Raw genomic sequence first — 12,118 nt, 5'->3', positions numbered from 1 at the left:
TACTACCAAATTTTATAAGACCCTGCCATGCGCCTAATAGAATTACGCCTAAAAAACCTAAACTCGCTCAAAGGCGAGTGGCTTATTGACTTCACCGACCCCGCTTTTATTAGCGAAGGTATTTTTGCCATTACCGGACATACTGGCGCTGGCAAGACTACCATTTTGGATGCGATTTGCTTAGCGCTATACAGTCAGACTCCGAGACTGGGTGATATCACAGGTGCATCTAATGAGATGATGACCCAAGGTACTGGCGAGTGTTCAGCTGAAGTGGTTATAGAAATTGGCGGTAAGCATTATCGCTGCTTTTGGTATCAGCATCGCGCGCATAAAAAACCCAAAGGCAAGCTTGCCTCTATTATCCATGAGATCAGTGACGTTGAAACAGGTGATATCTTAGAGGATGCTAAGTCTAAAACAGCGCCGTTTATCAAAGAACTCATTGGCATGGATTTTAGCCAATTTACGCGCTCAATTATGTTGGCGCAAGGTGGTTTTGCTGCTTTTTTAAAATCAGATACATGGGAAAGAGCCGCTATTTTAGAGAAAATAACTGGCACTGATATTTATGCGCAAATATCTAAAAATGTCTTTGAGAAAAAACGGGATAAGGAGCATGAGCTTGCTAAATTGCAAGCTGGTGTGGATAGCTTACCCTTATTGAGTGCTGAAAACGAAGCACAACTGATAACAGAACTACAAACGCAGCAAAGCTTACAAACAACGCAGCAGCAAGACTTTGATACCATCACTAAGCAACTGGGCTGGCTAGATGACGTTGCGAAATTAAAGCAAAGCTTAGCGCAAAATCTCACCGCACTGACCAACGCCACACAAGATGAGCAAGACTTTGTTCCCAATGCTTTGCGTCTAAATGCGGCCAATAAGGCGCTTGAGATTGAAGGCGCTTTTCAAGCACTGACGCACAGTCGTGATATAAGCAAACAACTCAGCAATGAACAACAGGATTTACTTGATAAAATCCCTACTCAAACAACATTATTAGAGCAAGCGACCACGACTTTTAACGTTGCCAATACCTCTGAATCCCAACTGGAAAATGAGCTACGCGATACCCAGCCCATCATCGATAGCGTGCGAAAAATCGATACCAAAATACAGCAGCACACACATGCGTTAGCCGCTGATAATCAGCGCAAAAACATCTTATCATCGAGTATCCAGCGCTTATCACAAGAAATAATGATACATCAAACAGCAGAGCAAGATATTAAGAGTGAGCTGACTCGTATCGCAAGCTATCTAGGCGAGCGTAGTGCGCTAAATAATATTGATAGCGATATTATTACCTTTAATAATAATTGCACTCGTATGAAATCATTGCTACAGAGCAATATTCAATCAAGTGACAATAAACAGGCGTATCAACACTCAAATAGCCAGTTGCAACAACAACTTTCGACTCTCAATCAGCAACAAGAAGCAGATAACAAGCTTATTGAGCAAAAACAACAAGTACTTAAAGAATTACAACAGCAGCAAACGGCATTATTAGAAGATAAGTCACCAAATGAGCTACGTGCTGATATTGATTATATAGACACGCTTACTCAGCACAGTGAACAAATACGCCTTGGACTCCAGCAACTGGCTGACGTTTCAGAAAGAATAACTATTGTTAGCGCAGCTGTGCCAGATATCCAACAAGCATTGAATACGCTTAGAGATATAATAACTAATCATGAATCAGCTATTAAAGGCGAAAAAACTCAACGCCAAGACAAGCAAGACTATCTTGAAGCACTACAGAAAGTTGCTAATCTTGAGAATTATATTATCGAGTTACAGGATGGCATGCCATGTCCATTATGCGGAGCGCTTGAACACCCCTACGGACAGCAGCACCCACTATTAGAAAGTCATAATAGCCAACATGAGACCTCATTAACGGAACAAACACGGCAACAGATTATTAATATTGATATGCGTATAGATAATATGACGCACGAATTATCAGATTGTCAAAGTCAATATGCTGGCAAACAAAACCAGCTGCAAAATGAAAGCAATCAACTCGCCACATTACGCATGCAAGCGCAAACGCTTTGTAGCGATATCAATAGCTATATCGAAAATAATATCAATTCTGACACTGACACTGACACTGCTATCAACACTATTGTTCAGCCTATAAGTGATATGAATAATAAAATACTGTCAGTTACTCAGTATTTAGCTGGCGATGCTGCCGACAGTATAAGCACAGACCCACAGTTGCTTAGCCATTTATTATCTACCGTCAACGATGTTAAAGCAGCACTGAGCCAAGAAAAAGAAAGGATCAAAAGTACGCTTAACCAATATGACAGCTTCACTCAAACACTGTCTGAGACGACCGAAGCGCTTGATAATACTCAAAAACAACAGCAGCACTATCATAATGATAATCATAAGATAACCACTGATATTAGGCTCAACACTCAACGAATAGACGACATAGATCGCGTGCTACAGGCAAGTTTTGTGGAGCTGACCACAGTAATAGCTGCGGTAGCGACTGTGGTAGAAACCTATCCGGCTGATCAATATCAAAATCATTTAAGCAAGATATCTGATAATGATTCAACCCATAGTGTAATAACAGATTCTACTGCAATAAAAAATACTTTATCAATATTAAACAATAGCATTCAAGATAAAATAGTTGTTAATCAACAGGATAGTGATACATATATTGGTCATTTGCGCCAGCTAAGTTTGGGTTTAAAACAGCTGAAACAGTACTTTCATGCTCAAAAAGACAGCGCCCAAACCTTACAAACGGAAAGTAGTAAATTAACCACTCTAATTGAGGCCAAGCAAGTACAGTTGGATAATGAAAATACTGAGCTTAATAAGCTTAACAACAGTATCGAAGAACAAACAACAGCGCTTAAGCAATTACAAGACGATAGAACACAGAAATTCACTGATAAAGATCCTGATGAAGAAAGCAATCGTTTGCATACAGCACTTGATAACGCGAAGTCCAAAAAGGTAGAAGCACAAAGGCAACGAGATAATAACGAGCAGTTGCTGTTGCAACTACAGAATCGTGCCCAACAACTATCAACTGATCTTAGTAAGATTTCTATCACGCTTAGCACACAGGAAAGTGAGTTTTCAAGCGTGTTAATACAATCGCAGTTCGATACTGAAACTGATTTTTTTAACGCTCGTCTGCCGAAAGCGACACGTGATACGCTCCAACAGCAATACGCCTCTATTGAACAGGCTTTAAATCATGCCAACATGCAATTAAAACAGACGCAGCATGCATTCGATGAAAAGGTATCTTTGGCATTAACTGAGCTGACAGATGAGAATCGAGACAGTCTTGCCAGTAAGCATACTGAACTCAAGTTAGAGAATGAGCAGCGATTGGGCGCAATTGGGGCAATTAAGCAGCGACTAATAGACAATGAACAACAAAAAGTGGCGCAAACAACGCAAAATATTGCCATAAATGCTCAAAAAGAAGCCTTACAAGTGTGGCAGCAGCTGTATGAGCTTATCGGTTCAGCAGATGGTAAAAAATATCGCAATTTTGCACAAGGTTTAACCTTTAAAATTATGATTGACCATGCCAATATTCAATTGAAGAAAATGAGTGACCGCTATTTGCTAACACCCGATATTAATAATCCGCTAGAGCTCAACGTTATTGATAATTATCAAGGCGGTGATATTCGTAGTACCAAGAACCTATCAGGTGGCGAAGGTTTTATTATCAGTCTCGCTCTAGCGCTTGGCTTATCACAAATGGCCAGCCAAAATACGCGGGTCGATTCACTGTTTTTGGATGAAGGTTTTGGCACGCTTGATGAGGAGTCATTAGATATTGCCCTCGACACCTTAACCAACTTGCAACAAGAAGGTAAAATCATTGGTATCATCTCTCATGTGCAAGCGCTGAAAGCACGCATTTTTACCCAAATTCACGTGAAGAAGCTCTCAGGTGGTTATAGTGAAATAAGTGGTCAAGGCTGTAGTAGAGTCACCACTAAAGATGCTGTTTAAAGTGTGAAAGAGATGAAAGGACTATGATGATATTATTATGATGCTAAGTAGAGTTATACAGAGTGTGGGTAACGCAAAGATTGCTAACGCCCTGCCCGTTGTTTTAGTTGGAGTCTTGGTTATCGCGACTGGCACCGCTCAGGCAACCATCAGCTGCGCTGGTTATTTACCGAATAGCTATTTTGAGCGTATTGAAACTAACGTACCCTTTGCTGGCAAGTTAGTCGAATTAACAGATGGGTCGCAGCAGCTACAAGATTTAAATGGCACCGTTATTCTCGATGGATTGACAGACGGCTATATATTGATGGATAAGTATTTATTGGCTCAGAAAAACGGAAAATATGGTGTCGTAAACGCAGCTGGCAAGATAATTGTGCCTTTTGAGTATGACGATATTCAAACTGAACCTGATATAACGACCAGCTTTATTGTCAGCGTTAAGTCATCAGAGGGCAATACCAAACAAGGTATTATCAATCGTCATGGCGAGTGGGTTTATCCGTTAGCAAACGCTCATATCCAGCATGCGCACTATGATCCTGATTATGACCAAGATTATTTTTTAGTAACGGATAATGCAGCGAGCAATCATAAAAGTCTGACAGGACTACTTGATGATAAAGGCTACTGGGCGGTGATGCCGCAGTACGAAGCCATTAATCCGCTTAACGCTTGTACGGGTCAGCCTTTATATCTGCAAGTAAGTTTGCAAGGTGAGACCGCACTGATTGACCAAAATAATGACGTCATCATTCCATTTGCAGCCAATTAGCATATAGAGTCCTTTAATAATAACGCCAATCCACTACTATTTTTGCGCAGCAGCTTATCTCATGAGATTACTGATGACATAGCGACTGCTATGAGTGAAGATATCCAAGAGTATATTATTAGTGCCGACATTGTTGCTGCTAATGGTAAGCTGACTTTTTCCTCGATAAAGGTGACGTGATACTAACACCCAAATTTGACAGTTATCGCGATGACGCGGATAAAGTATGGTTTGAGAACAATGGAAAATTGGTACGTTTAAATACCCTGATAACAGTAGAGTAAATATCTAATTTTGGTACTTTGTAGATACGATCGATAGTATTAATCAATAAAAAACCCCACCGTTAGCTTATAACGGTGGGGTTTTATGTCAAAGACCATTGATTTATTTAGGCGTTTTACTTAGTCACTAGTACTTAATAGTAATTACTTAATAACTAATTACTTAGTTACTAAACCGCTTAGCTCACTCATCAATACTGACAACGTTGAAAGACCAATTTGACCATTTTCATCATTGCTATGCAGATTATCTAACTTGCTCATCTCTGTGGTGACTGACTCCAAATGATCTAAGTGACGTGAACGCCATTCACCAAATGCTTGCTTCGCATCTGGTTTAGATAATATGGCATCCATCAGTAGACGTAGACTACGTGACAGCTCGTTCATCAACGCATGGCGCGCGCGGCGATCCCAGTAGTCTTGCTGTGGTAACGTGGCGATGTTGTCCATCATCCAATCTAACTGCAAGACGTGATAGGCATCAAAGTACAACGTTGCAATCTCATCAACAGGACGCTCATATTGCTCAGCGAGCAGTGCGGCATCAAGTGCATCAACATGATAAGGCAGCATCGCAAACAGCGCGGCATCATTATTAGACAGATCATTCTGCATCAGGCTAGTGGTATCTTCTTGCAAGTATTCTGCAAATTGTTGCTCAATAAAGCCGCCTGATTTGGTTAATTTCTCAACACTATCACTAAAGCGACTGATCATGTCAGCGACTTGCAATTCTTGACCAAAGGCATTTATAAACCAAACAACACCTTGCTCAAGCGCGTCACGTAGACGCAGCTCAAGAGTTAGCAGTAATGTAGCATCGACTTGATTGTCCAGTGCTTCAAGCGTGTTCCAAGCTTTTGACACATTGAAGACATCACGGCTAATCGCATAACCACGCACGATGGTCGCCAGCGATTGGTCTGTTTCCTCATAAAGACGGAACAGTGCTTCAATACCCAAACGATTGACCACACTATTGGTCAAATAGGTGCTGATAATCTCACGATGTAAGCGATGTTCAGTCATCTCATCAAAGAACCGCGTCGCCAGCTCATCAGGGAAATACTTGCGCAGCTCATTGATAAAATACGCATCATCTGGCAAGTCTGATGATAATAAGTTGTCATACACCCACATTTTGCCATAAGCCATGACAACTGCCAGCTCAGGGTTGGTCAAGCCAGTATCTGCTTTTTGACGTTTGGCAATTTCTTCATCTGATGGCAGATATTCAATCGCCCGATCAAGACGCCCTTCACCTTCTAACATCTGAATAAAACGTTGATGATCGCTTAAGTTAGCCGCCGCACGAATGTGGCTAAGCTCGATCGCTTGTGGCTGAAGGTAGTTTTGACGCAATACCAGCTCTGCCACGCTATCGGTCATGCTCTCAAGCAATTCATTACGCTGCTTTAAGGTCATGTCGCCTTGCTCGACCACTTTGCCAAGTAAGATTTTGATATTCACTTCATGATCTGAGCAGTTTACGCCGCCTGAGTTATCGATAGCGTCGGTATAAATGCGACCGCCTGTTTGTGCATATTCGATACGCCCTTGCTGGGTAAAGCCTAAGTTACCACCTTCACCAACGATAGCCGTACGTAGCTCATTGCCGTTGACCCGTACTGCGTTATTGGCACGGTCGCCGACATCAGCATGGTTCTCATTCACGCTTTTCACATAAGTACCGATACCGCCATTCCAAATAAGATCAACAGGCGATTTTAACAACGCACTGATTAACTCATTGGGTGCCATGCTGTCTTCAGCGATATCAAAACGCTGTTTCATCTCAGCACTGAGCGTGATGCTCTTATCTTGGCGGGAGAAAACGCCACCTCCTTGGCTAATAAGTGACTTTTCATAGTCATCCCACGTCGAACGCGGCATGTCAAATAAGCGGGCACGTTCTGCGTGTGAAGCAGCAGCGTCTGGATTCGGATCAATAAAGATATGTAGATGGTTAAATGCAGCGACCAGCTGGGTATGGGTTGATAGCAGCATGCCATTGCCGAATACGTCACCACTCATATCGCCAATACCAACCACGGTAAAGTTATCACGGTTTTGAATGTCCATGCCGCGCATACGGAAGTGACGTTTGACCGACTCCCAACCACCGCGTGCAGTGATACCCATGGCTTTGTGATCGTAACCAACCGAGCCACCTGAGGCAAAGGCATCGTCGAGCCAGAAGTCATATTCAGCAGACAAGGCATTCGCAATATCAGAGAAGCTGGCGGTTCCTTTATCAGCCGCGACCACTAAGTACGGATCATCTTCATCATGACGCACGGTGTTGGCTGGCGGGACAATTTTTCCATCAACGATATTATCCGTCACATCAAGCATGCCGCGTAGGAATGCTTGATAACAAGCAATGCCTTCGGCTTGGAATGCATCGCGACCATCTGCCATGGTTTTGGTTTTGACGATAAAACCGCCTTTTGAACCAACAGGAACAATCACCGCGTTTTTGACCATCTGTGCTTTGACCAAACCAAGCACTTCGGTGCGGAAATCTTCCATACGATCTGACCAACGCAGACCACCACGAGCCACTTTACCACCGCGCAAATGCACGGCTTCAACACGCGGCGAATACACGAATATCTCAAACATCGGTTTTGGTTTTGGTAGATTAGGAATATCTGCTGCCAAAAACTTAAACGATAAACGATCTTTACGCTGACCATCGCTATCGGTTTGATAGAAGTTAGTGCGTACCATGGCGTTAATTAAATCTAAATACCAACGCAAGATACGGTCTTCATCCAAGCTATCCACACCTGCCAATGCCGCCGTGATTTTCTGTTGAATCTGCGCGGTTTTTTCTGTGCGTTCACCTTCACTGTATTTAGGGTTCATACGGGCATCAAACAAACTACCGAGCGCCACGCTAATGTCGCTATTTTTTACTACCGTTTGCTGAATATACGTACTAGAGAATGGTGCTTTTGCTTGCATCATATAGCGTGACAATGCTCGTAGCACCACCACATCATAAGTGTCTAAATTGGTCGTTAATACCAATTCGTTAAAGGAGTCACTCTCAACATGTCCCGCCCAAATCTGTTTGAGACTGTCTTCAAACTGACCACGAACCACTTGCATGTTGACAGTATCGACATGCTCTAGTGTCAGTTCATACTCTTGCATCCAAATGGGCTGCTCTGGCAAATCAAACTCATAGGTTTGCGCTGAAATGACAGACACACCAAAGTTTTCAAGGATTGGCAGGACCTTAGACAAAATAACAGGCTGTTCACGACCATACAGTTTTAGGTGTAATTGATTGCTTGCATCGCCCGTTGACTGGTATAAATGCCAAATCATCGGCTGTTCTGCTGTCAATACAGCCAAACGCTTGGTGTCTTCAACCGCAGTACGGGCATCAAAACGCTCTTGATAAGCGGCAGGGATATAATTTAAGAAGCGACGGTTTAAAGCATTGGCTTGTTGCTCACCCACATTATCCAGCAGCATCTTTTGATAGCTGTCGCTCCATGATTGCATTAAAGCAGATAGTTTGGCTTCAAGTGCAGCAGTATCGACGTCTTTCACTTGACCTGGCACCGTACGCACATGGACATGCACACGTGCGTGAGCTGATTCATTGAATTCTGTGGTAAAGCCTGATGATGTGCCACCGTAGGCTTCTTTTAGGACGTTCTGTACTTTGATACGTAGCTCGGTGTTGAACTTGTCGCGCGGGATATAGACCAAGCATGAGACAAAACGCTGATAATGATCCACACGGCTGAATAGGCGCAGGCTCTTTTTATCTTGCAACTGGCTGATACCAGAAACGATAGGATATAGCTCTTCGACGCTGGCTTGAAAGAGGTCGTCACGCGGTAAGGTGTTAATCACATGCATCATTTTATGGTGTGCATGACCGTCACGCGGCAGTTCTGCCATCGCCATAATCTTATTGGCTTTGTCACGTAATAGCGGAATTTGCTGTACCGTTAGTTGATACGCTTGTGAGGTCAATAAACCAATAAATCGATATTCACCAACCAGCTTACCACTATCATCAAACTTATGAATACCCAAAAAATCCATATATACAGGACGATGCACAGGCGATACACGGCTTGATTTGGATAACATCAACACTCGTGGTTCAGTCAATAGTTGCTTTAATACTTTTGGCAATTGGCTAAAACTTTCGGACAGTTTATCTTCTTCAGCACCGCGTAATAGACCAAGACCGCTATTACCAATGGCGAATAAATCTAAATCAGCAGGTTCAGCATTCACTTCGACAGCCTGCCCGCCTTCCAAACGGTATTCACGATAACCCAAGAATATAAAATGATCGTCTAATATCCAATCTAAAAATGCTTGTATTTCTTGCTGCGAGTAAAAAACTTCTGGCAGTGGTTTGTTTGATAGCTCAGCTTTAATATCCGTCAACTGCGCACGCATCTGCTTCCAATCGCCAACGACTGTATCTAGCGTATCAATTTTTGCCAATAACATTTGCTGTAATGCAGCCAGATCTTCATCATCTTGATAGGCAATTTCACAATGAATCAAAGACAAATGAGAAGTCGCGCTTTCATGTGCGCCTTCGACATGAGTAATATGACCATTATCATCACGTGCAACACTGACAATGATGTTATAAGTACGATGAACATCGATACCTTCAGACTCAAGACTCATCAAAATCGTATCGACTAAAAACGGTCGGTCATAGGCAACAATTTGAATAACCGTATGTGAGCTATGAAAATGCTGCTCTTCTGCTTTGGGGTTCAGCACCTTCAGTTGTGGCTTGCTACCATCATAGGCTTGGAGCAACGTAAAATGATGTAATGCCATGCCCGCTAGGTCAGCGTTACTGATAGTCTCAGCTGCCTCTGCGTGCAATGGCTGATAATAGCTATGAATAAAATGATCAAATAATGATTTGTCTTTTTGTACATAACTGGTAGCAATATCGCTTATCTGGCTGATGCGCTCTTTTGCGATACTGAGGGAGTTTGGCATGTCCTTCATCCTTTTTTATAGATTTAATTTATCATTTATTTAAGTTTATTAATTTGTACTAACTAATGGCAGCGCATAAATATATGAAACATTATTGGTGCTGCGGAGCAGTATATCCATTTACGCAATTTATTCTGTTTTTTCTTGATATTTTAAGTTTCTCTCCTTTTTCCACCCTTATTTTTAGGAATATGTCGCAATTGGGATTTAATGCCATTAATTTAGTGAAGTGTAACGTACATAGCGCGCCAGCTAAAGCGTACAACATCATTTCATGAATCAGCAACATGTCGATAACATTTACTCATGAGACAGGTTTTTACGTTTATTGATGATTAATTGCTGGCAAGTGGATACTCATGGCAATCGGTACGACTTTTTTGTTAGAATATGCCAGTATATTTGAGAGTGTGTGGCTAACTCATAATTAACTTTAATGCTAAGGGCAAGACGTATGATGAATATTTTGGTGATTGGTTCAGGTGGTCGCGAACACGCGCTAGCATGGCAATGTGCAAAAGACGATAAGGTCAATAATGTCTACGTCGCGCCTGGTAATGCTGGTACAGCGCTTGAACCTAAATGCCAAAACGTTGTCCTAGTATCGGCAGACGAGAACGCTAGTGAGCATAGTGCAATCATCGATTTTTGCCAAAACAATGCCATTGATATGGTCATTGTTGGACCAGAAGCGCCTTTGGTCACTGGTATCGTTGATGCTTGCCGCGATGCTGGGATTCAAGCGTGGGGACCAACAGCATACTGTGCGCAGTTAGAAGGCTCCAAAACCTTCGCCAAAGAATTTATGGAACAAAACAATATCCCTACTGCAGCCTATAAAGGCTTCACCGAAGCGGTAGCTGCCAAAGCTTATATCGATGAACAAGGCGCACCCATCGTTATCAAAGCCGATGGCCTTGCCGCTGGTAAAGGGGTCATCGTCGCAGAAACTATCGAACAGGCATATGAGGCCATCGATGATATGCTTGCGGACAATAAGTTTGGTGATGCAGGCAGCCGCGTGGTGATTGAGCAATTTTTGCAAGGTGAAGAAGCCAGCTTTATCTGCATGATTGATGGTAAAAATATCTTGCCAATGGCAACGAGCCAAGACCATAAACGGGCTTTTGAAGGCGATACAGGTCCGAACACAGGCGGTATGGGAGCATACTCTCCTGCGCCAGTGGTCACTCAAGATGTCCATGAAAAAGTCATGACCCAAGTCATTCAGCCAGTGGTTGATGCAATGAATAATGCGGGTCACCCTTATACGGGATTTTTATATGCAGGTCTTATGATTGATGAGGCAGGTGACCCTTATGTGATCGAATTTAACTGCCGTTTTGGTGATCCAGAAACTCAGCCTATCTTAATGCGTTTACAATCATCAATGGTAGATTTGGTGGCACAAGGTCTAGCAGGACAGTTGCCTAGTGATGCTCAATGGGATAGCCGCCCTGCCCTCGGTATCGTCATTGCTTCAAAAGGCTATCCTGAAACGTCATCAAAAGGTGATGTAATTGCTGGCTTGCCGGAACTAGATAACAATAATGACAACGCTGTCAAAGTCTTTCATGCTGGCACTGCTTTTTCTGACAGCGATGCCATAGACCGTGAAAAAGAAGTGGTGACGAATGGCGGACGTGTATTATGCGTGACTGCTCTTGCAGATAGTATTTCAGATGCTCAGCAAGCCGCACTTGCGGTAACAGGTGCGATTAGTTTCGATGGTGCACAGTATCGCCGTGATATTGGTCATCATGCCATTGCTCGTGAAAACAGTTAAAAATCAATATTACTCAGGTGAGAACTGTTAGCAGTTTTAGTCTGATACACCAAATTACTCTTAGCTTTTATGATTCGACCTAGCATCATGCTAGGTCTTATTTTTTGATATTATTTTTTACGAAGTTATAATCTGCAAATATATACTGCGGCTTACAAAGTAACTGCTATTGGCAAGCTTAGGCTCATCAACCAAATGTGCTTTATATGATACAATTTTGTACCCGTACATCGCATCTCCCTT

At 42.6% G+C, this 12,118-nt stretch carries 4 protein-coding genes; 3 read left to right on the top strand and 1 reads right to left on the bottom strand.

From position 1 onward, the window contains the following. Nucleotides 1-27: 27 nt before the first annotated feature. Complete coding sequence (locus tag ACI2JM_RS05205) at nucleotides 28-4,023, top strand: AAA family ATPase (RefSeq protein WP_404642602.1); 3,996 nt, start codon at nucleotides 28-30, stop codon at nucleotides 4,021-4,023. A 37-nt stretch (nucleotides 4,024-4,060) separates the two neighbouring features. Continuing rightward, complete coding sequence (locus tag ACI2JM_RS05200) at nucleotides 4,061-4,798, top strand: WG repeat-containing protein (protein ID WP_193216808.1); 738 nt, start codon at nucleotides 4,061-4,063, stop codon at nucleotides 4,796-4,798. Between the two features lie 443 nt (nucleotides 4,799-5,241). Here the strand turns inward: ACI2JM_RS05200 and ACI2JM_RS05195 are convergent, their stop codons facing one another. Further along, nucleotides 5,242-10,089 carry an NAD-glutamate dehydrogenase gene (locus ACI2JM_RS05195; protein ID WP_404642599.1) on the bottom strand — a complete coding sequence of 1,616 codons (4,848 nt, stop codon included), beginning with the start codon at nucleotides 10,087-10,089 and terminating at the stop codon, nucleotides 5,242-5,244. Between the two features lie 457 nt (nucleotides 10,090-10,546). Here ACI2JM_RS05195 and purD point away from each other — a divergent pair, with 457 nt between their 5' ends. Then, a complete protein-coding gene (gene purD, locus ACI2JM_RS05190; RefSeq protein ID WP_060492214.1) occupies nucleotides 10,547-11,875 on the top strand; it encodes a phosphoribosylamine--glycine ligase in 1,329 nt (442 codons plus the stop codon). Nucleotides 11,876-12,118: the final 243 nt, after the last annotated feature.

Origin of the sequence: Psychrobacter sp. NPDC064578, from assembly GCF_044901245.1 — a bacterium.
In the GTDB taxonomy this organism is placed as follows: Bacteria; Pseudomonadota; Gammaproteobacteria; order Pseudomonadales; family Moraxellaceae; genus Psychrobacter; species Psychrobacter cibarius_C.
This window is presented reverse-complemented; position numbering and strand designations above follow the sequence as displayed.